The organism is Indolivaga capnocytophagoides (genome assembly GCF_036511535.1).
Taxonomy (GTDB): Bacteria; Bacteroidota; Bacteroidia; order Bacteroidales; family Dysgonomonadaceae; genus Dysgonomonas_A; species Dysgonomonas_A capnocytophagoides.
Window position 1 is genome coordinate 3,393,253 of record NZ_AP028867.1, and the last position, 22,235, is coordinate 3,415,487.

A 22,235-nucleotide genomic window follows, 5' to 3' on the forward strand; every position below is an offset into this window, starting at 1 on the left:
TTACCTTCCTAAGAGTAAATGAAGTCGTATCTAGTATTTTATTGTATCTTTGTCCAGTACTCTTTTTATCTCCAAACTTTTAGTAATTAAGTAATAGTAAGATTTTACAGTTGTGTTCTAAAAACATAACGAATTATTGCTATTATACTTGCATGGACAATAAAAAAAGTCTGAGATCTAACTTATAATAAACAGGATATATTCCTGCTTTAATAAAATTAAAATTAATCTATACGGCATCTTATATATTTATACTCAATCTTCATTCAAAATGAACAATACTTCTTCGCATCTATTAAATTCTATTAAATCTTTTTTTTTACAATTTTTACCTAAAGATAGAGAAGAACGTCTGATTTTTTTTCTTTGTATATTGGTCTACCTTCCTCTAGGATTATATATTTTATATCATACCTCAATTATTGATTATCCTTTTCCCTTAACTAATATATTTTTTGAATTTGATAATACTTTGATATATCATGTAGGAACGACAGCAACATTTAAGCATCCTCTGATGGTGTATGTTACAATGCCAATATTATATCTGGGAGATATTTTAGTAATATATTTTCCAAAAGTAAAAGGAATTTTATTAGTTCTAAACTCCAATATATTGATATCGCTTTCAATAGTGTATGTATTCAGATATTTGAAAGATATTGTAGAGATCTCTAAATCGCAAATATATTATATAACAATATTTTTTTGTCTTTGTAACACTTGTGTATATCTAAGTTTTACTACAGAATCTTACCCATATGCTCTTTTCTTGTTAAGCTTCACTCTTTGGTATTTCTCAATCCAAATAAAAATGGAACGTAAGCTAGACCATCTTTCAGTAATTTTCCTTGCTGTCTTGACCGGTGGACTCACTATAACAAATGGAGCGAAAATTATTGCAGCAAGTCTATTTTCTGGAGAAAGAATAAAACGCCATTTTTATAGGATCGGAATTGTAAGCGTATTATTCTTTTTAATGAGTATTTTGGGTATTATTCTTTATTCTAAAATTGAAAGTGAATACAAGAATGAACCAATAAACTACAAAATAATGATCCAGAATTTAGAAGCATGGTCTATCCATAATGATTCGGCTTCAGGTAATAACTCGATGAAAATATCTGATCAATTTTTTGGGTCTCCAATACTAATGCCGAAAATGATAATCAACAAAGTCGAAAGACAAAGACGAGATATTCCAACAATCACAATCAATCAATATAAAATAAATATTGATTTCTACAATAACTATTTCTACCGCATTTTGCTTCTTATCTTTTATTCCGGAATTTTATATTGTTGTTGGCTCAATAGAACAAATAAGTTTTTATGGATGATTTTATCAATGTTCTCTATCGATTTTATTATTCATATAGTTATGAAATATGCACTACATGAGAGTTTTATTTATTCAGGGCATTGGATATTTATATTACCAATCATAATCAGTTGGGGGATTAAAAAAATGAATATAAAACAGATAAGAGTTTTTAATGTAACATTTATATTGTTAGCTTTTTTCTTTCTTCTAAATAATATACTACGCTTATATGATTTTATATTATTGGCACAAAAATATTATCCTCCAGTTTCTTAATTAGAGAATAAGAATTAAGAGTTCCACAATAAAAGATGTATTGATAAAGTTTACTTGTAAATAATGAATAATACTTGTTTAGAGTTCTGCAATGCAGCTAATCTCTGGTATTAGAGCAATTAGAAAGGATAGCCGATAGCAAAATGCCATGCCATGCGGTTGAATCGGGGTTTATTTATCACCCATCTTCTTTTTTCGGGCTCTTCGGGGTCGTATGCCCTTACGCCTAAATCGAAACGGAGAAGAAGAAACCCTAAATCAAAACGGAGCCCGGCTCCGTATGCTAAAGCTATCTCTTTATAGAACCTCGAAAATTTGAATTCTCCACCCGGCTGGCCTTCATAATCATTGATAGTCCATACATTTCCTGCATCAAGAAATCCGGCTAGTTCGATATAATCTGAAACTTTGCTCCGGTATTCAATCCCGAGATCGAGTTTAATATCTCCGACCTGATTGGCAAAGTCGTTTCTCATTGTACTGTCCGGAACATATGATCCGGGTCCCAGATCACGTGTACTCCATCCTCTGACACTGTTGGCTCCACCCGAAAAGTACCTCACTTCGAAAGGCAATACAGTAGAGTTTCCAAAAGGTTTGGCTACACCTAATCCAATACGGAATGCCACCGAATTATTCTTATTCAGTGTATGAGTCTGCGAATAGCTTATATCTCCTTTTATATATTCGGCATAAGCTGTACCCATTATCTTTTTCTGACCCGTACTATCCCTTTGTGCATCGTAAAAACTGGTAACAAGCCTTGGAAGCAGTCCACTTATATCGATATTAGCTCTTACGGTCACTTTGTTTCTTGGCTCTTTACGGCTGAATCCGGTGTTTAGATTAGTAAAAGTAATGCCATACTTCAGGCTCGATATAAGCTGATCTTTGTAACTTTCGGCAAGAATGGGGTTATTTTTATTTTCGATATAGTTTTTTCTGAATTCTTCATCAACCGATGGCATCCTTACATAGTTGATGTCCCACAAACTAAGAGCGTGGCTGAATCTGTTTTTATTAGTCATCCAGCGATAAGTCAGAGCCGCATTAAAAAACTGACGGGTATACTCTTTTCGGTGCTGGTTATTTACTCCTACTGAAATCTGGGTACTGGCAGAAGGCATTTCACGCCAACTGTGCTTGAGCCACGGAAATAAAAACTGAGGAAATGACAGCGATGCATCGACACCATACTCATAATAGTTCTGGGTGGATGTATTACTCGTACTGCTCGAATTGGATACAAACTCATAAGCACCCCTTAGTTTGACCTTCAGAATCTCTGCTCCATTGAATAAATTCTGATGCTGGTAGGTTATACTCGGAGCAATACCCAAATCGCCCGCAGAATTGGTTCCCTGCAATTCGGTCTGAAAGAAATGGGTATTTCCGGGAGCTATCGAAACAAGAGCATCCAGGAGCTGAATACTATCATTCGGGTTATTACTCACCGGAGTATAAGTTACATCCGTTTTCTTTACCACTCCTATACCATTAAAAGCACCTGTCGTACGAGTGTATCCCATATCGGAATAAAACCGTCCGGGACGAACAAATGTATTGCGGTATAATGTAGATTTTCGAAGGAAATTATTTTTACCGTGTATAATAGTCAAGTCTTTATACTGAACAGTATCCGGATTGCTAAACAAGTAGTTATTACCTCTTGTAGTGGGATCGTATCCACTGAGGACAGTCACGTTTCTTATTTTGAACCGTTTGAACGTTGTACTGTCTTTGGACGGATTGAGCGATAAGAACAAATCCACCTGATGCGAATTCAATGTAGAATCGGCTTTAAAGAAAAGATATTCTTTTGAAAACTGGTAATATCCGATATTTCTGAGATAAGAGGTCAAGTGCTCTCGTGAAGCTTCTATATCATCCTGATTGAATGCGATACCCGGCTGAATGCTTGTATATTTTTTTGCGGGAGCAAGGCTTTTTGCGATGGTTCCGTTGTCTATTGTGTATTCATAGTTTCTAATGGTATAGATCCCATTATTTTTAATATCATAAGTTACATTCATTTTTTTACCCTTGGGTTCAAGGATTGTATCTACTTCTACACGAAGATATCCTTCGTTGCTCAACTGCTGGGCTATCTGGCCTGCCGATATTTTGGTTTGCTGCGCGCTATATATAACAGGAGCCTGACCCAGCTTTTGTATTTGTTTATTGAGCCATTTTGTAGTATCGCGTCCTGCAATATTATATATCCCGAGCCGTATTGTTGAAGCCGGTAACTGCCGGACAAAATCTTCGAGATAGGTTACATCTATCTTTTTTGTATCTGATTTAACCTCGAAATCATTTAACATATATTTCCCATCCGGAACATGTTTGGTCGAGTTACATCCCCAAAGAGTAATTAGCACTAATATGCCCAGGCTTACTTTTTTCATACATAATAATTTTAGGTCGCAGACCTTTTTCAGAATTCTAAATAAAATTTGGTTGAGACGTCAAGGTATCAGACCTATTTATTATCCCCTTAAAAGAAAGAAACGTGATATGCCCCGTTTTTGTTTACAAAAATAGTAATAAGATGGAGTAAATAAGCAACAGAAAGTATTAATGACCTAAGGATATGAGAATAAATAAGAGGAAAAGCCCCTATTGACATGTTACCTGCAGGGACAATTTTTTTTACCCGAGTATACAATCTACTATCGGTCGAATGGATATTAGCCCCTACAAGGAACATATTCAGTTTTTATCTATACTTAAAAAAACACATTCAGTTATGGCAAAGTACACAGAAAAATTAGGAAAACAGATAGCAGAAGCTATAGAACAAGACGAATATACATTAGGAGAAATATGCTCTATACATAACATCAGCCGCAAAACATTTTATCAGTGGATGATCAAATATCCCGACTTTGAAGAAATAATCAATAATGCCCGGTTGGAAAGAGACGAACGATTAGCACAAAAAGCACGTCAAATACTTAAACAAAGGGTAGAACAAGGACATACAGTTACAACAACCCGTTATAAATACGCAGTGGATGAATACGGCGAATTATATCTGTCAGGAAAGACCGTAACCGTGAAAGAATATTCTCCGGATGAAAAGACTCTCAAAATGGCAATATCGAAGGAGACCGAAGTTGAGAATAAAGAGAAAAAAATTCTTTCGGAACTGAAGGAAAAAGAACGCATTTTACAGCAAGAACTCGAAGACCAATTGTGGGAAGAAGAAAGAGAAAGAAAGTATCAAAATTGGATGCGGGAATCAGCGGAAAAAAAAGCAGCTGAACAGCAGAGCAGTGAAAATGAAATTTGGTAATTGATAATTGTTGACTGATTTTGTTGTTACCTTTGTTACCTTTTGAAGATATATGGTCAGAGACCTTCCTAGATATTACCTTTACAAGGAATAGCTCTGTAACTTGTATCTTATTTTTCCAAAAAACAACATCAGAATGAAAATACAGACTATTCAATCTCAATTGGAATCATTATCGAACCCTGAGAAGAAAGCATATTTTCCTACATTTTTCAAAACAGGAAAGGGGCAATACGGAGAAGGAGACCTTTTTATCGGCATAATTGTACCCGATATACGAAAAGTTGCAAAAGCAAACACAGACATTACACCGGAAGAAATAGAGCTCTTATTGAACAACTCTTTTCATGAATGCCGTATGTGCGCACTGATGATACTTGTGGAACAATTCAAAAAAAGAAAAAAAGAAAATGAACGGAAATCAATTTTCGATTTTTATTTGTCCCACACTTCCCGTATTAATAATTGGGATCTTGTAGACCTCAGTGCAAAAGATATTGTCGGCGAATATCTGGCAGACAAGCAAGATCGCACGGTTCTATACAAGCTTGCCGAAAGCAGTCTCTTGTGGGATCAGCGAATTGCGGTTATAGCAACTTTTGCTTTTATCAAAAGACATGATTTCACCGACATTATAAACCTTTCTGAAAAATTACTCTATCACAAACACGATCTGATGCATAAAGCAATCGGGTGGATGCTTCGCGAAACCGGCAAGAAAAACAAATCGGTTCTTATTGGTTTTCTGGACAAACACCATCAATCGATGCCCAGAACAATGTTAAGATATTCGATAGAAAAACTTTCTGCCGAAGAAAAGAGTTATTATATGAGAAAGATTTGAGACCGCAGACCTATTTAAGGTCTCAGACTTTTCTATTGTCCATCCAAGTATAACAGCAACAGCCTGTTATTGCTTTGAAATGCGACATTAAATACTTACTGTTACTTATTACTTTGGCAAGGATAATAATCTGAGCCTGTTACAACTTGAAAACAGATCATGAAATACTTTTATTTACTTAATTGAGTATGATAAAGCATAAGTATAACAACCTTTACTTCTATACCATAGGTGCGATACTGATATGTATAGAGGCTTTTATAATTTTATACAACTCGGCTTCGTATCATTCTGTCTGGTATGATGAAGCCTATACTATCGCCCTTATAAAATATCCGATAGAAGACATCTGGAAGATCACATCAACCGATGTCCATCCTCCGTTGTATTACTATATGCTAAAGATTTTCTGCGGTATATTCGGCGAATATTATCCCACCATGAGGATTTTTTCTGGATTAGGCATAGTTGCCTGTTTATTCCTTGCATTATTCCCTGTCAGGCGATTATTAGGAAATAAAACAGCACTGACCTTTATGGTTTTACTTATTGTAATACCTATCAGTCAATATTTAAGTACTGAGATAAGGATGTATTCGTGGGCAATGTTCTTTGTGTTGGGGTGTGCTGTCTTCGCTTACAAAGTATATCTGAGAAAAGTCTTTATAAACTATATTTTAATGATGCTTTTCGCTATCGGTGCTATTTATACCCATTATTATGCGCTGGTATCGGTAGGTGTTATATATATCTTATTGAGTATCGCCCTGCTGCAAAAAGGCAGAAACATCGTTCGGCTAGTCTTATTCGGATTGATCATTCTTCTGATCTACAGTCCATGGATACCCATATTTATCAGACAAATACAAAATGTACGTTACAGCTTTTGGGTCGAAACCCCTACCCCTAAAGATTATCTGCTGTTCCTGTATTATTTCTTTTCACCGAAAGAACCGTCACATCCATATACAATATTCAATCTGCCTGTTATGGCAGCCGCATTATCCATTATGCTCGTTTTTATCGGCATAGGTATACTGTATATCATTAAATTACCAAAAGATAAACGACTGGCGGCAGCACATGCTTTTGTATTGGTATATATCGTTACTATTTTAGTAACTTTGTGCATTACATATGTGGTAAAACCCATCAGTGTTCCTCGATACACTAGCTGCATGCTGGGACCTCTGCTGCTGGGAACAGCCATATATTGTACCGAATTGTGGAAACATAACAAGAAGGCTCTGGTATCGGCATCTTTTTGTTTACTGACTATATTGTGTGTCGGACGTTTCTTTTCGGAATCGAAATATAATAAGGAACAATTTGCCGAACTTTCGAAGATAAACGGATTCCTTCATTCCGGCAGAAAAATAAGAGAACCCAAGGCTGTGATATCAGGCATCAATTCATATCCCGAACTGGCGTTATTATCCGTATTATTGCCTAACAGAGATTATTATATTTATTCTCCGGGGGACGCAACAAGTTACAAGCCTTTCGAAATAACAGTTATCGATTCTATCCCTCACGGTATTGATTCTTTCTTTTTAATACAGTCTGAAAACGATTCGAGTAAAATAAATAATAATTATGCAATAAGCGATGAATTACTCTTAAAAGAGAAATCGATCAGGCTTTTAAACAGAATAAAATAAGATTACAGCAAATAATACTTTTAATGAATATATATCAATCCCATACACTAAAGAACGGTTTAAGAATAGTACATCTTCCTCTTGCAAGTCATGTCTCATACTGTGGTTTTATCGTTAATACGGGAACAAGAGACGAACAAGCCGAAGAATTCGGTATGGCTCACTTTGTCGAACATATGCTCTTCAAAGGAACAGAGAAACGTCGTTCTCACCATATTATCAATCGAATGGAAGCGGTTGGCGGTGAAATAAATGCATATACAAACAAAGAAGAAACAGTTATCTATTCGATTTTTCTCGAAGAGTATTTCGAACGGGCATTCGAATTGCTGACCGATCTAACATTCCACTCTACATTTCCCGAACAGGAAATAGAAAAAGAGATAGATGTCATACTGGACGAAATAAATTCGTACGAAGACAGCCCTTCGGAGCTTATCTACGATGAATTCGAAAATCTGATATATAAAGGTTCGCAGTTAGGGCATAACATTTTAGGAGAGCCCGATCTTCTGTCTAAATTCGATTGCAAGATGGCCAGACAGTTTACCGGAAAACATTATCATCCGGATAATATGGTATTCTTCTCAACCGGAAAAACAGACTTTCGGAAAATAGTGAAATTATCGGAAAAATATTTATCGGATATTCCTGTTTCTTCGGAAAAAACGGAAAGGCTGACCCCACAATCAACCGTGAAGGGCGAAATATCTTTGCAAAAAGATACTACACAATCTCATGTTCTTATCGGAGGACAATGTTATGATATGCATAACCCTAAAAAAACAACCCTGCATCTGCTAAATAATATTCTTGGAGGACCGGGAATGAACAGCCGTTTAAATATCTCGCTTCGGGAAAAAAGAGGATATGTATATAATGTGGAATCAAGCACTACATTGTATACCGATACCGGCTTGTTTGCGATATACTTCGGCTGTGATAAACGGAACACCGAAAAGTGTATAAAACTCATACAAAAGGAACTGAATCTATTAAAGAACACAAGCCTGACGAGTATTCAACTTTCTGCGGCAAAAAAACAGTTGACAGGACAAATTGCCGTATCGAGTGACAATCACGAAAATCTGGCTTTGGCTTTAGGAAAAAGTTATCTGAATCATAATCATTTCAACAGTATAGAAGAAACCATACAAAAAATAGATAAGATAACCTCTTCGGATATATTGGATGCTGCGAATGAGATTTTCGCCGAGCAAAATTTATCTACACTATCTTATCTATAAAGTACTGTTAAGGTATCAGACCGGTTTATAGCTTTAGAAGCATAATTGCAGCAAATAATGACCATTTATGAATATTTTCTGTTACTTAAATAGTTTCATAATTGTTAAAAAAATCAGATTTCGTTCAAAAATATCACATAGTAATCCGACAAGATAGAATTAAACAATATATACATGTAAATCAACGCAAAAGAAGATATAATAAGCCCGTTTACGTTTCATTTTGATTTTAATATTAAGAAAAAAATTTCATCAAAACATTGTATTTATAAAAATATAGGATACATTTGTGCCCGATTCTAAAAATACATTAACTAAAAAATTGTTAATTTACAATTAGATTTTATTTGAACTAAATTAGTGTTTATGAAAAAATTATTTCTTTCACTAGCTGTTGCATTAGGGGTATTTACAAGCGCAGCTGCTCAGGAAGCCGGTCAAATGTGGGCTGGAGGTACAGTAGGTCTTTGGTCAAGCAAAGTAAAAGGCGGAGACAGCCAACTAAGCTTTAAAGTTATGCCAGAATTAGGTTACAACGTAACAGAGAATGTAGCTGTAGGTATCGTTATCGGTGCTGCTCATACTCACGGCGGAACAGACCTGAAATTTGATGGAGCAAATGACGCAACAGGCGCTGCATCTAAAAACTTATACAAAGTTAGTCCATTTCTACGTTACACTATTGTGAAAGGTGATATCGGAAGCATCTTCGTTGATGGAGGTGTTGGTTATGAATGGGGTAAAGTTTGTGGTGTTGAAAGCAAAATCAACAACCTTGAAATTGGCTTACGTCCAGGACTAGCTCTTAATGTTTCAAGCAAAGTAGCTTTAGTTAGCAAATTCGGTTTCTTAGGATACCAAAATACTAAAGAGACAGAAGGCAAAGGTGAAGCTAAACAAGAAGTTAAAACTAACAGCTTCGGATTTGATTTCGATATGAGAAACATCGAATTCGGTGCAGTAGTTAAATTCTAAGATCTTTGACATTTTGTTGTTAGGATTCTAACGATTTGGATAAATAAAGAATCCCCTGTGAACTTTCTCAGGGGATTCTTTTTAAGCCTTTCTCTAATATAAGCAAACTTTCATTTCCCATATTGAAGAGCAAATCTACAATGCTCAGATTTTCGGTAAATCCATATCTCTCTTCAAAAACCTGATAATAAGGAATAGAAACGAAATCGGGATCAAAGGTCTTAAAATCTTTCTTAGGAGAAAGATCCTGCCTGAGATCAATATCTTCAGAAGTGATATCAGTAATATAGTCTTCGGTATAAGAGATATTAGCCGTATCGAAGGACAGTAAACTACAGATCATCTCTCGTAATTCCTCATTGAAATCAAACAGATATTCGTACTTCCTTTCATAAAAAGGTCGGAAATCATCTTCATAGTACTCGAAGAATGGTGTTGAGTTATATGCCGAAATAAGGGCATTCCAATGCAAATGCCGCCAGTTTCCATGATCGGCAATACAAACGTCCCGAATAGGGCACTTTTTACCTCCTGCGCTCTCTATAGGAATAGATAAAGGCATAACGCCATTAGCCGATAAGATGGAGCATCTATTTCGATACGATTGCTTGATATAATTCTCGTGCTGCTCTATTAATATATCTTCTCCTGAAAAGAGTTTCGAGTAATACTCAACAGGGGCCAGATATGCTGTAGATAATATAATACTCATTTTTGTTACTTAATAAAAGCCATTCCTAAGGAGGTCAATCCCCTGCCCTTGTTGTCAGGACTGTACCAGATAATAGAGGCTTTACCAACTATGTATTTTTCTGAAATGAAACCAAGCGTACGTGAATCGATACTATTTTCGGTATTGTCCGACAAAAACCAGTAATAATCGTATCTGAACTTATATGACAACAGTTTCTCTTCGGGGGACATTACATCTATACCCGATTCATCTTTAATAATTCCGGCAAATAGCTTTTTATTATCGTCTGTAAGCTTTATCAACATACCCTTGGAAGGCACCAAAAGCTTGTATGAATAGATGTCATCAGTCTTCAACTTGAGCTGTAAAGAATCGGTCAATTTCTGATTTATAAGAAAAGCTTCATACCTGCTCTGGCTGGAATATACAAACAGGGAATCAGACTGCAGATTACGTGCTGAAATATGCAGCGATTTCATTATACCGGCAACAGTATCTTTAGATGTCAGCGGAAAACAGTACGGAAGCAGCAAATCTGGGGAAGCAACATACCTTTTACCGTTTATAAACATATCCCCGGCTTGTACGGATATTGTATCTCCGGGAACAGCAATACAACGGCTTATACATAGTGTACGCTTGTCTATCGGCTTATCGGTTTCCCCGGGATTATTAAATATAACAACATCATTGCGGGAAATTGCGGATGAAAAGAATCTGTGATAACCTAATTGCAAAGCTTCTGAATAAGATTTCATCCCGAAAAAAGAATCGAATGTAAAAGGAATGGACAATAATGTCGAAGGAATCCTTATGCCATAAGCCATTTTATTGACAAGCACCTTTTCGCCCGGTAATAAAGCTGTCTCCATTTGAGACGACGATACAGTATATGACTGCACGAAAAAGACTCTCACTACAAACACAACAAGTAGGGCAAGAATAAACACCTTGCCCCACCATTTCCATATTTTTGCTTTTTTCAAAGCCATATTTTATTAGTTACTAGCAACATAAGGTCTGCTTCCCTATTTCTTTTTGGCACTTGTAAAAATACGATTCCAACGGATTTTTCCATTCAACCAACCTTTATCTTTATCCAAAGACAACCAGACAAACAAAGGCTGCCCTACAATATGATCTTCAGGAACAAAACCCCACGAACGTGAGTCTGCCGAATTATGGCGGTTATCTCCCATCATAAAGTAATAATCCATCTTGAATGTATAAGAGTCTGCTTGTTTTCCATTGATATAAACCTTGCCGTCACGATATGCAAATTCGTTTCCTTCGTAGTTTTTGATTACCCTTTCATAAGCAGCCACCTTATAGTCAACATCTTTATCGAAAGTAATAGTCGCTCCCTTCTTCGGAATCCAAAGAGGACCGTAAGCATCACGGGTCCATCCGGTGCTATAGGCTATCGGATAATAAAACGGAAAATCAATTTGTTTATCTTCGGTAATATTTCGTTTTTCAACTCTTTCCTGTTGTTTAAAGACCTTTAAAACAAATGGTTTTGCCTTCAAATCGGCAACCATCTTTTTAGTCAGCGGCAAAGTATATACAATTCCGAAATTTTTACCCTTGGCGATAAAACCCAATTGAGTAAGATGCAAACTATCGGCTTTATATTTCAAATCATCAGCCATGCTTCTGGCAAGTAAAGGGTTTGCATTTTGCATTTCCTGCATCGGATCAAAATAATAGGGAACTTGTTCTCCGGCCTGATTTAAAGTCGCATAATCATCTTTACTGATTCCTAAATCACTGAAAACAGTTTCGGAAATAGGAGTCCCATCGGTCTGTACATAATAATTCAACTGCATATTTTCGGGATCAGCAACCTTTTTCCCATTTATATAAACTTCATCGTCTTTGACCTGAATAGTCTCACCGGGAAGTCCCATACAGCGTTTCACGTAATTTTCGCGACGATCAACCGGACGATAAACAATCTCTCCGTACTGAGTTTTATCGTTGCGCACACCATAACTGCCTCGAGGATTCATCTTTGAAAGAGAATAAAAATCAACAGCTTGCTGATTCAGAGCCACTGTATCTCCTGCGGGAAAGTTAAAGACTACAATATTACCCCTTTCTATCGAACCAAAACCCGCAAAACGCTGATACTTAACCTGCGGCTTATCCAGATACGATTTACAATCTAAAATAGGCAATGTATGCTGCGCCAAAGGGAAAGACAACGGAGTCATAGGCGAACGGGTTCCATAGCTCATTTTACTTACAAATAGGAAATCTCCCACTAACAGCGATTTTTCGAGAGAAGACGATGGAATCTGGTAATTCTGAAAGAAAAAAGTATTGATCACATATACTGCAACTAAGGCAAAACCGATTGCATCCGCCCATTCCATTACTTTACGAAACGCCAGATTACCCGAACTCTTCCAAAAGCCCCAGGGAATATATTTCAATATATAACTATCGAAGAAAAGGGGAATGATGACCAAAACACCTAGATATCCTGTCCAGATAACAAAAGCAATGGTAAGAATAGTCATAACTATAAACTTGACCCACTTAGCTCGTGGTGCTGATTTCATTCTTTCTCCGAAACTTTTCCCTTTTTGGGAATTATTCTGATTAGTTGAATTTTCCATTTATCTTAAAATTTAAGCATATCCTGCATTCCTAAAAAACCCTTCTTTCCACAAGTAAATTCAGCAGCTAAAACAGCTCCCAAAGCAAAACCTTTCCGATTTTTCGCATCGTGTTTAATACTTATTACATCTGCTTCGGATTCATAAAAAATCTCGTGGATACCGGGAACTTCACCTTCTCTTATACAATGGATCGAAATATCTTCGGGTTTTGTTTCTGCTTCCAAGTGCCAATCGGTTTTTCTATCTATATTTTCAATAATACCTTCTGCCAAAGTAATAGCTGTACCGCTGGGAGCATCAAGTTTATGAACGTGATGAATCTCTTCCATTTTAACGGAATAATCAGGAAACTGATTCATGATTTTTGCCAGGTATTTATTTACGGCAAAAAAGATATTTACCCCTAAGCTATAGTTAGATGCATAAAAAAACGTCTGTCCGTTTTCACATGCCTTTTTCACTTCCGGCAAATTTTCAAGCCAACCAGTAGTACCTGCAACCACAGGAATATTAGATTCGAAACATTTTCTAAAATTGTTCAATGCACTCGATGGTGTTGTAAATTCTATGGCAACATCGGCACTTTTAAAATCTTCCGAAGCAAATCCATCTAAATTATTCTCATCAATAATTGCAACAATAGAATGTCCACGGCTTAAAGCGATCTGCTCAATTTGTTTACCCATCTTTCCGTAGCCGATAAGCGCTATTTTCATATCCTAAAAATTAAAGGTGGTCGCAAGACCTATTTATATTTATCAGAAGCTTATTAAGATGTTCAATACATCCAATATACTACAAATGTAAGAAAAAGTAAGTATTTAAGTAACAGAAAGTATTTAATGATATATTTTTAGTTTATAATATGCTTTGGTTGTTTTATTTACTAAAGCAACGTTTAGAGCAGTGAGAGCAAAATCTGGTTTACTTGAATTATGCCGAATCGCAATAAACGACTAATGAAATTCAATAAACAGGATTAAGAACTTAAAGCCCAAAAAGAACTATCGAATTTTATTTATGTATAGATAAAATTTTCAAATTCAGAATTACTGCCATATATAACCTTTTCTGTTACCGGCTTTTTACAAAACAATAGTCGGCATTTCACTTATAACATCACATAAAACAGCGTTAAAAATTGATAAAGAGCATTTTAAAACAACAACTATCCATTACAAATATCCACAGAAAAGCCATACATAAATTTAAGACCCTAAAATGACTAAATAATCCCTTTTTATCAGATAAATCAGGGATAAGAGCACAAAACCCTGATAAACAATCAAATAAAGAAAACCAAATCAGAAAAATTCAAAAAAATAAATAATTAAGAAAATATATAAACTAGAAATTTAAAAAAGATAATAATAATTGGAAGCATAATAAATATAAAGTTTTCTATTTAGAAAATAAATAACTAATTCTATTCATTATAAAAAAATCAATAGCATACTATATAAATAAGTTTATACATAAAAATTAACTTTTCAGAAATAGCAAATAATATATTATATATCTAAAATAGAATAGTATATAATCACTAGAAATATATATAATAAGAATATCTGTAAAAATTTAACTTTAAAATATAGAAGTTGAAATTAATAATTGAATCAAAAACAGAAATTAATTAAAATTTAAAAAAGGAAAAAACAGCTATAAATAGAAATAATAGAATAAATAATAAAGAAAAAGTAATTAAAAAAGAAAATAGAAAAAGATATTCAACATTAAAAATTAGAGAATAAAAAAGAACAAACAGCTATTAAAAATAAGATGAAATTTTCACAACCTCTTTCAGAATATTTTCATCAGAAAAGTATTGAATATAATCCTGATCGGAAAAAAGGCTATGAACCTTATGCTTCATATTACTCTCTACAGGAGAAGAAAAAGTTCCATGAATTTCTTTTATACCCGTCTTTCTTATCAATTTTTCGATATTATTAGACGTAATTCCTGCCCCCGCCATAATCTTTATGCGCTCATCCGACAGCAAAACCAGCTGTTTTATATTTTCCATTCCCTGATAAGCAGTAGAACATCCACCCGATGTAAGTATTCTATCACAACCTAAGTCGATAACATCCTCCAAAGCTTTTTGCAGATTACAGCAACAGTCAAAAGCCCGATGAAAAGTAACCGATAGATCATATTCACGAGCAAGAGATATAAGTTCTGCACATCTGTCAATATCAACTTCCCCATCAGCTGTAAGAATTCCGATCACAACACCATGACATCCGGACTTACCGCAGAACTCAATATCCCTTTTTATCAGACAAAAATCTGTATCATCATACAAGAAATCACCACCACGAGGACGTATCAAAACATGAACAGGAATATGCAAAACGGACAGACTCTCCTCTATCAACGAATAATAGGGTGTAATACCACCTACAGAAAGACCAGTACATAGTTCTATTCTGGAAACTCCGGCAGATTCGGCAATTTTAGCCGAACGAATAGAATCAACGCAAACTTCAATATTTATCATAATATTCAATTTGAAAAGGCATAAGCTATAAAAAGAACACAGCCTGAAATTAAGTAACGGAAAGTATTTAATGAAATATTTCTAGTTTATAACAGACTGTTCGGTACTATACTTACTAAAGTCATAAATAGGTTTAAGGACTTAATTTAATATTATATTTTAAATTATAACAAAGTTCAACTTTTATGCTCGACAAGGCAATAAACAGGTTTGTGATCTTAAAGATAAAAGAGAAGTAAAAAACACCTATTTTTTCTAAATAAATAAGCCTAAACAAACAGTAAAAACACCCGATAAAAACACTAAAAAACGCATATTAAAGCAGTATAACAAGAGAGTTAAATATTATCACAGCAAGAAATACCCACATTTAAGTGTTCGAAAAATACTAACTTTGTAGTATAATTATAGCTATTATTATAAAAAATGAACTTTAAATACGACGTAATAGTTGTTGGTGCCGGACATGCAGGATGCGAGGCAGCTGCAGCCGCAGCCAACATGGGTTCTAAAACCCTTCTTATTACAATGGATATGAATAAGATTGCACAAATGAGCTGCAATCCGGCTGTAGGAGGTATAGCCAAAGGGCAAATTGTCCGTGAGATAGATGCTTTAGGTGGTCAAATGGGGATTGTAACCGATACAACCACTATACAATTCCGTATGCTTAATCGGTCGAAAGGGCCTGCAATGTGGAGCCCGAGAGCTCAGAGCGACAGAGTACAATTCATTGCGAAATGGAGAGAAATAGTAGAAAACACTCAAAATCTTTTCATCTGGCAAGACGCAGTAACTTCTCTCATAATAGAAAACAAGACAGTAAAAGGAGTAAAAACCCGGATGGGGGTAACTTTTACTGCACAATCGGTAGTTCTTACAAACGGAACTTTTCTGAATGGATTGATGCACATAGGAGCCACTCAGATCACAGGAGGACGTGTTGCAGAACCCGCATCATCGGGTATTACCGAGCAATTACGCGAAATGGGTTTTACTACAGACCGTATGAAAACAGGAACTCCTGCTAGAATTGACGGAAGAAGCGTCGATTTTTCATTAATGGAAGAACAAAAGGGAGAAGATGATTTCCATAAGTTCTCCTATCTGGATTTCAAACCGAGAACACTAAAACAGCTTAGCTGCTGGATATGCAACACCAATGAGGATGTACATCAGGAACTAAGAAAAGGCTTACCCGAATCACCCCTTTACAACGGACAAATACAAAGTATCGGACCTAGATACTGCCCAAGTATAGAAACCAAAATAGTCACTTTTGCAGAAAAAACATCTCATCAGTTGTTTTTAGAACCCGAAGGTGAAAATACTCAGGAGTATTATTTGAATGGATTTTCGTCTTCCCTACCCCTTCAGGTACAGATAGAAGCATTGCAAAAAATACCGGCATTCCGCAATATACATATATACAGACCTGGGTATGCTATTGAATACGATTTCTTCGATCCAACGCAGTTGAAACATTCGTTGGAAACAAAGAAAATAAACAATCTTTTCTTCGCTGGACAAATCAATGGAACCACAGGTTATGAAGAAGCAGGAGGACAAGGGCTAATCGCGGGAATAAATGCACATATAAAAGCTCACGGAGACGGAGAATTTACACTCAGACGAGACGAAGCATACATTGGTGTATTGATCGACGACCTTGTAACAAAAGGAGTAGACGAACCATACCGCATGTTTACTTCACGTGCGGAATACAGAATACTCCTACGTCAAGATGATGCAGATGTACGCTTAACAGAATCGGGATATAATATAGGTCTTGCAAAAAGAGAACGTGTAGATCTACTGAATCAGAAAAAAGAAGAAGTAAACCGCATTATTGATTTCACATCAAACTATTCGCTAAAACCCGAATATATCAACCCTACTCTCGAAAAACTTGGAACAAGCCCATTGAAACAAGGGGTAAAATTAAAGGATCTGATTACACGTCCTCAGATAAACATCAACAATATATTAGACTCAATTCCTGCCCTACGTACAGAAATTGATAAGATACCAAACAGGAAAGAAGAAGTAATCGAAGCATGCGAAATAAAAATCAAATACGATGGCTATATCAAACGTGAACAGTTGATCGCAGAAAAAATAAGCCGTCTTGAAAACATCGCAATTAAAAACAAATTCGATTACGAAACAATTCTTTCTTTATCGACAGAGGCTCGCCAAAAGCTCGCCAAAATAAATCCGGAAACTATCGGACACGCAAGTAGAATCCCCGGTGTTTCACCGAATGATATTTCGATTCTGCTCGTCCTTCTTGGAAGATGAACCCCATCGGTTTCACATGGAACACAAAATACGTTTCACGTGGAACATACAAAATTTAAAAATACAAAATATTCAAATAAAGCAATTTACAGAAAATGTCAAAAGAAAAAATTGAACGTTTAAAACAATCTGTTCGAAACATTCCAGACTTTCCTATCGAAGGAATACAGTTCAAAGATGTAACTACACTATTCCAATCCGCAGAAAATCTGAAAGACCTTTCAGAGGTTTTAACTTCATCGTATAAAGACAAAGGAATAACAAAAGTTGTAGGGATAGAATCTAGAGGTTTTATCATGGGTCCTATTCTTGCTCTAAACCTAGATGCCGGATTTATACCAATCAGAAAACCAGGAAAACTTCCTGCCGAAACAATAGAAGAAAGCTACGAGAAAGAATACGGTTTTGATACCATACAAATACATAAAGATTCTTTAGACCCCGATGATGTGGTACTAATACACGATGACCTACTTGCTACAGGCGGAACAATGCTTGCTGCATATAAACTGATAAAAAGGATGGGTGTAAAGAAGATCTATATCAATTTCATAATAGAACTTGAATTACTGAAAGGGCGCAATATGTTTCCAAAAGATGTAGAAGTGGAAACTTTACTGAAATACGATATTTAAAGGCTGCATCTTTTACAGAGATTTCAATCTGAACATATAAGTAGTTTTTGCCATGAATAACGAGTATCTCAAAAATATTATCCAAAATATACCTGAAAAACCCGGATGTTATCAATATTACGATAACAAAGGGACTATCATATATGTAGGCAAAGCTAAAAATCTAAAGAAAAGAGTATCGCAGTATTTTACAAAAACACATCATGATAGTCCGAAAACAAGAATACTCGTTAGTAAAATATGCGATATAAAATACATCGTTGTAGATACGGAAGAAGACACTCTGCTGCTCGAAAATAATCTTATTAAAGAATATCAGCCCAGATACAATGTATTACTGAAGGATGATAAAACATATGCTTCTATCGTAATCCGCAACGAATTTTTCCCCCGTGTGTATCAGACAAGAAATATCATAAAAGACGGATCTCAATACTTCGGCCCTTATCCGAGTGTATTAAGCATAAAAGCACTGCTCGAGATCATGCACAAGCTCTACCCTATCCGTACGTGTACATTAAATCTTAATCCTGAAAAGATAAAAGAAGGCAAATACAAAGTTTGCCTCGAATATCATATCAAACGATGTAAAGGACCTTGCGAAGGATTACAGCCTTTGGAAGAATATAACCAGAATATAGAAAGCATACGTCAAATACTGAAAGGTGATATTAATATTGTCAGCAAGAAACTATATGACGATATGCAAAAATGTGCCGAAGAATTTAAATTTGAAGAAGCACAGAGAATCAAAGAAAAATATATCCTGATTGAAAACTTCAAACAAAAATCGACTGTCGTATCAAGTATCATGTACAACATCGATATTTTCGGATATGACGAAGACGAAAACTCGGCATATATAAACTACCTGAGCGTACATAATGGAGCTGTAATAAGAGCATATACTTTCGAATACAAAAAGAAACTTGACGAACCGAAAGAAGAGCTGCTGGGTCTGGGTATTATGGAAATCAAAAACAGGTTTATTAATCTATCCAAAGAAATAGTTGTACCCTTTATACCCGATCTTACTTTGCAGGGAACAGAATTTACCATTCCACAGCGGGGAGACAAAATGAAACTGCTCAAACTATCTATCCAGAATGTAAGACAGTATAAAATAGATAAACTGAAAAGAGCAGAAAGCCTAAATCCTGAACAACGTACTATGCGGATCGTCAAAACCATCCAGAACGATCTACATCTAAAAGAACTTCCTGTACATATCGAATGCTTTGATAACTCGAATATTCAAGGAACAAATCCGGTATCAGCTTGTGTAGTCTTCAAAATGGGAAAACCATCAAAGAAAGATTACCGCCACTTTATTGTGAAAACAGTAGTAGGACCCGATGACTTCTCCACCATGAAGGAGGTTGTATACAGACGATACCACAGGCTTTTGGAAGAAGGAGAAACCCTGCCCCAGCTCATCATAATAGATGGAGGTAAAGGTCAGCTTAATGCCGCTTGCGAATCGCTCAGAAGTCTCGGTATTTACGGAAAAGTAGCTATAGTAGGCATAGCCAAAAGACTGGAAGAAATATATTATCCTGAGGACTCTATCCCACTCTACCTCGACAAAAATTCAGAATCTCTGAGGGTTATTCAACATCTGCGTGACGAAGCTCACCGGTTTGGAATCACCTTCCATAGAAACCGAAGGAGTAAAAGTCAGGTTGTATCAGAATTAGACAGCATAAAAGGTATCGGCGAAGAAACCAAAAAGGCTCTTTTGAAACATTTCAAAAGCATAAAAAGGCTGAAAGAATCAGAAGTATCTGAAATAGAGAGTATTGTAGGATCACATAAAGCGAAACTACTCTCCGAATACTTCCAAAAGGCTCAAAATGAGGCTAAAAAGGAATAATATTATAAACCAAAGGCAAAATAGGACTGAAACGCTAAACTAAAAGTGTCCCTCGATTGTTTTAATTATTAGAATAAACTCAAATTAAACACAGTCATGGATAAACATTTACTCTCATCGTTCCGTAGTAACGTAAAAAATTGGTGGGTATCTCTTATTGTAGGTATCATCGCAGTAGTATTGGGTTTGGTATGTCCCTTCACACCAATAGCAACATTTGCAACCCTAAGTCTTTTCTTTGTAATCTCATTTTTTGTCGGAGGAATCTCCGAGATAGCATTTGCCATCTCTAACAGAGCAGTTCTCAAAAACTGGGGATGGATATTAGCAATGGGAATCATCGATTTCATTTTTGCTATTGTTTTACTATCTAATCCACTCTTAGCTCCGCTTATTTTATCTTATTTAATTGCTTTCTGGCTATTATTACAATCCATCTGGAGCGTTGGTATGTCACTCGATTTACAGTCGATCAAAGGAAGCGGCTGGGGTTGGCTGCTGGCTTTGTCAATTCTGGGAGTACTGGCCTCTCTCCTACTCTTATTCAGACCGGAAGTGGCAGCATTATTCACAGTCTATATTTTGTCTCTCGGATTTTTCTGTTACGGTATTTTCAGAATATACTTGGCTGTCAGATTAAAATCTTTAGATAAATATTTACCTAAAGACGAAGATTAAGATCTCATAGCTAACTAAAAAATAAAAAACGGATAGTCTTTTAATTAAGGCTATCCGTTTTTGGTATCCTGAGTATAAACAGATAATGGCTTACTCAATAATCATCTTCACTACCCTTTTATATTTCTAATAATTTATCTATACAGAAAAGGTCATAAAACACCCTTGAGTAAAAAGAGCTCTTTAAATATCTGGAGAAAACAGGAAAAAGATATCATTCCAAAACATGTAATTCAGTTGTCACTTTTGTTACCTTTTTTATAAAATAACTCAGATCGCAACAGAATCCTTTTAAGGGCACATAGCTGTAATAGTAAGATCAGATATCCATCCGAAGAATGGACATAAAGGATGTTACTTTTGTTACCTTTTCAAATTTAAAACACTGAAAAACAATACAATATTTTTTTGATGACTATCACATGTTAACAGGTCGCTGTTCATTGATTTAGTAACCTTTTTTGACTAACTTTGCTTACAATTTGTTATGAATACGAATATAAAATGCGAGTATTAATCCAACGGGTAAAAGAAGCCTCAGTCACCATCAACGAAAAAGTAAAATCGAAGATAAACAGCGGTTTACTTATCTTATTAGGAATAGAAGACAGCGACAATTCAGAGGATATCAGCTGGCTTACAAACAAGATAATAAACCTGCGTATATTTGATGATGAAAACGGGATAATGAATTGTTCATCCAAAGAAGTAGAAACAGAAATACTTGTTGTATCACAATTCACATTATTTGCATCTACCAAAAAAGGCAACAGACCATCGTACATAAGAGCCTCGAAACCCGATACGGCAATTCCTCTTTACGAACAGTTCTGCAAAGAGTTGGAAGCCCTCCACGGAAAGCCTGTGCAAACAGGCGAATTTGGAGCCGATATGAGCGTTTATTTGATAAATAACGGACCAGTTACTATTTGGATCGATTCAAAACAAAGAGAATAGCTTAAAATACGAAATATGACTATATCAGAAGCACAGAATAAAGTAGACGAATGGATAAAAACATATGGAGTAAGATATTTTAACGAACTTACCAATATGACCATCCTCACGGAAGAAGTAGGCGAACTGGCACGGATAATGGCCCGTACCTATGGAGACCAATCCTTCAAAAAATCCGATCTGGATAAAAATCTGGCGGACGAAATGGCTGATGTACTGTGGGTACTGATATGTCTGGCTAACCAGACAGGTGTAGACCTCACAGAAGCCTTCAACAAAAATATGGAGAAGAAAACATCGAGAGACAAAGACAGACATAAGAATAACGATAAACTAAAATAA

18 protein-coding genes are annotated in these 22,235 nt (G+C 35.7%); 12 read left to right on the forward strand and 6 right to left on the reverse strand.

All coding sequences use genetic code 11. The features are described 5' to 3' along the window. Positions 1-271 precede the first annotated feature (271 nt). Entirely contained in the window at positions 272-1,600 is a 1,329-nt protein-coding gene (locus tag AABJ51_RS13655) for a DUF6080 domain-containing protein (protein WP_338372946.1), read from the forward strand. Positions 1,601-1,719: 119 nt separating this feature from the next. On the opposite strand, the gene tamL is transcribed toward AABJ51_RS13655, so the two are convergent. Further along, a complete protein-coding gene (gene tamL / locus AABJ51_RS13660) occupies positions 1,720-4,008 on the reverse strand; it encodes a translocation and assembly module lipoprotein TamL (protein ID WP_026626603.1) in 2,289 nt (762 codons plus the stop codon). Between the two features lie 341 nt (positions 4,009-4,349). On the opposite strand from tamL, the gene AABJ51_RS13665 reads away from it, so the two are divergent. The 5 genes from AABJ51_RS13665 to AABJ51_RS13685 all read left to right on the forward strand — a co-directional run bounded on the left by AABJ51_RS13665 (position 4,350) and on the right by AABJ51_RS13685 (position 9,625). Beyond that, positions 4,350-4,898, forward strand: coding sequence for a terminase small subunit-like protein (locus tag AABJ51_RS13665; protein ID WP_338372947.1), 549 nt, complete (start codon positions 4,350-4,352; stop codon positions 4,896-4,898). Between the two features lie 136 nt (positions 4,899-5,034). Then, positions 5,035-5,742, forward strand: coding sequence for a DNA alkylation repair protein (locus tag AABJ51_RS13670; RefSeq protein WP_338372948.1), 708 nt, complete (start codon positions 5,035-5,037; stop codon positions 5,740-5,742). Between the two features lie 188 nt (positions 5,743-5,930). Continuing rightward, positions 5,931-7,403, forward strand: a complete 1,473-nt coding sequence (locus AABJ51_RS13675) for a glycosyltransferase family 39 protein (protein WP_338372949.1) — start codon at positions 5,931-5,933, stop codon at positions 7,401-7,403. A 23-nt stretch (positions 7,404-7,426) separates the two neighbouring features. Continuing rightward, positions 7,427-8,650, forward strand: a complete 1,224-nt coding sequence (locus tag AABJ51_RS13680) for a M16 family metallopeptidase (protein WP_338372950.1) — start codon at positions 7,427-7,429, stop codon at positions 8,648-8,650. 366 nt (positions 8,651-9,016) lie between these two features. Next, complete coding sequence (locus AABJ51_RS13685; RefSeq protein ID WP_026626600.1) at positions 9,017-9,625, forward strand: outer membrane beta-barrel protein; 609 nt, start codon at positions 9,017-9,019, stop codon at positions 9,623-9,625. Between the two features lie 67 nt (positions 9,626-9,692). Here the strand turns inward: AABJ51_RS13685 and AABJ51_RS13690 are convergent, their stop codons facing one another. The 5 genes from AABJ51_RS13690 to AABJ51_RS13710 form a co-directional block, all read right to left on the reverse strand. Continuing rightward, positions 9,693-10,337, reverse strand: coding sequence for a WbqC family protein (locus AABJ51_RS13690; RefSeq protein ID WP_338372951.1), 645 nt, complete (start codon positions 10,335-10,337; stop codon positions 9,693-9,695). A gap of 5 nt (positions 10,338-10,342) precedes the next feature. Further along, on the reverse strand, positions 10,343-11,311 hold the full coding sequence (lepB, locus tag AABJ51_RS13695) for a signal peptidase I (protein ID WP_338372952.1): 969 nt from the start codon (positions 11,309-11,311) through the stop codon (positions 10,343-10,345). A 36-nt stretch (positions 11,312-11,347) separates the two neighbouring features. Beyond that, positions 11,348-12,886 carry a S26 family signal peptidase gene (locus AABJ51_RS13700; protein WP_338376007.1) on the reverse strand — a complete coding sequence of 513 codons (1,539 nt, stop codon included), beginning with the start codon at positions 12,884-12,886 and terminating at the stop codon, positions 11,348-11,350. 62 nt (positions 12,887-12,948) lie between these two features. Then, the gene (dapB, locus tag AABJ51_RS13705) at positions 12,949-13,662 is read right to left on the reverse strand and encodes a 4-hydroxy-tetrahydrodipicolinate reductase (RefSeq protein ID WP_338372953.1); all 714 of its coding nucleotides are present in this window, start codon (positions 13,660-13,662) and stop codon (positions 12,949-12,951) included. Between the two features lie 1,052 nt (positions 13,663-14,714). Then, positions 14,715-15,449 (reverse strand): copper homeostasis protein CutC, encoded by a 735-nt coding sequence (locus AABJ51_RS13710; RefSeq protein WP_338372954.1) that lies wholly within the window; start codon positions 15,447-15,449, stop codon positions 14,715-14,717. A gap of 426 nt (positions 15,450-15,875) precedes the next feature. On the opposite strand from AABJ51_RS13710, the gene mnmG reads away from it, so the two are divergent. The 6 genes from mnmG (at position 15,876) to AABJ51_RS13740 (ending at position 22,235) form a co-directional block, all read left to right on the forward strand. Next, positions 15,876-17,750, forward strand: a complete 1,875-nt coding sequence (gene mnmG / locus AABJ51_RS13715) for a tRNA uridine-5-carboxymethylaminomethyl(34) synthesis enzyme MnmG (RefSeq protein WP_338372955.1) — start codon at positions 15,876-15,878, stop codon at positions 17,748-17,750. 95 nt (positions 17,751-17,845) lie between these two features. Beyond that, positions 17,846-18,385 carry an adenine phosphoribosyltransferase gene (locus AABJ51_RS13720; RefSeq protein WP_338372956.1) on the forward strand — a complete coding sequence of 180 codons (540 nt, stop codon included), beginning with the start codon at positions 17,846-17,848 and terminating at the stop codon, positions 18,383-18,385. A gap of 52 nt (positions 18,386-18,437) precedes the next feature. Beyond that, on the forward strand, positions 18,438-20,258 hold the full coding sequence (uvrC, locus tag AABJ51_RS13725) for an excinuclease ABC subunit UvrC (protein ID WP_338372957.1): 1,821 nt from the start codon (positions 18,438-18,440) through the stop codon (positions 20,256-20,258). A 96-nt stretch (positions 20,259-20,354) separates the two neighbouring features. Then, positions 20,355-20,936 (forward strand): HdeD family acid-resistance protein, encoded by a 582-nt coding sequence (locus tag AABJ51_RS13730; RefSeq protein ID WP_026626591.1) that lies wholly within the window; start codon positions 20,355-20,357, stop codon positions 20,934-20,936. Between the two features lie 504 nt (positions 20,937-21,440). Beyond that, positions 21,441-21,893, forward strand: coding sequence for a D-aminoacyl-tRNA deacylase (dtd, locus tag AABJ51_RS13735; RefSeq protein ID WP_338372958.1), 453 nt, complete (start codon positions 21,441-21,443; stop codon positions 21,891-21,893). Between the two features lie 15 nt (positions 21,894-21,908). Next, a complete protein-coding gene (locus AABJ51_RS13740) occupies positions 21,909-22,235 on the forward strand; it encodes a nucleotide pyrophosphohydrolase (protein ID WP_338372959.1) in 327 nt (108 codons plus the stop codon).